Genomic DNA, 915 nt, shown 5'->3' on the forward strand with positions numbered 1-915 from the left:
ACGGACTGCCGCATGGTCCTCGCCCCGACATAGCGCCGACGCCGATCGGCCGACTCCAAGGAGACATCATGACGACCCACCCGGACGCGTCGCGCGCCGCCTACTACGCACGGATCGCCGAGCAACGCCTTGCGCCGCTGTGGGAATCGCTGCACAACCTCGTGCCGAAATCCCCGCAGCCGGCCGCGCAGGCCGCGATCTGGAAGTACGCGCAGGTGCGCGACCTCGTGATGCAGGCTGGCAGCGTGATCAGCGCGGAAGAAGCCGTGCGCCGCGTGCTGGTGCTGGAGAACCCGGGGTTGCCGGGCAAGTCGAGCATGACGCCGACCCTGTATGCGGGCCTGCAGCTGATCCTGCCGGGCGAGATCGCGCCGAGCCACCGGCATACGCAGTCGGCGCTGCGCTTCATCGTCGAAGGGTGCGGCGCGTGGACGGCCGTGAACGGCGAGCGCACGACGATGCATCCGGGCGACTTCATCATCACGCCGTCGTGGGCGTGGCACGACCACGGCAACCCGTCCGAGGACGAGGGTGGCGAACCGGTCGTGTGGCTCGACGGGCTCGACATCCCGCTGCTCGCGAACCTCGACGCAGGCTTCGCGGAGAACTACCCGGAAGCCGTGCAGCCCGTGAATCGCCCGGAAGGCGACAGCTTCGCGCGCTTCGGCCACAACATGGTGCCGGTGCGGCATCGCGTGAGCGATCCGACGTCGCCGGTGTTCAGCTATCCGTATGCCCGCACTCGCGAGGCGCTCGACGCGCTGTACCGGAACGGCGAGCTCGATGCGTGGGACGGCGTGAAGCTGCGCTACGTGAACCCCGCGACGGGCGGCTGGCCGATGCCGACGATCGCCACCTTCATGCAGTTCCTGCCTGCCGGTTTCGACGGCCGCACGTACCGCAGCACCGACGCGA

Annotated in this window: 1 protein-coding gene; it reads left to right on the forward strand. The window is 69.2% G+C overall.

Going from position 1 to position 915, the window contains the following annotated elements; all coding sequences use genetic code 11:
- Nucleotides 1-68 precede the first annotated feature (68 nt).
- Nucleotides 69-915: gentisate 1,2-dioxygenase (gene gtdA, locus G3N99_RS41145; protein ID WP_206125303.1), on the forward strand; the 847-nt coding region annotated here is incomplete at its 3' end.

Source organism: Burkholderia sp. Ac-20392, from assembly GCF_017104585.1.
In the GTDB taxonomy this organism is placed as follows: domain Bacteria; phylum Pseudomonadota; class Gammaproteobacteria; order Burkholderiales; family Burkholderiaceae; genus Burkholderia; species Burkholderia lata.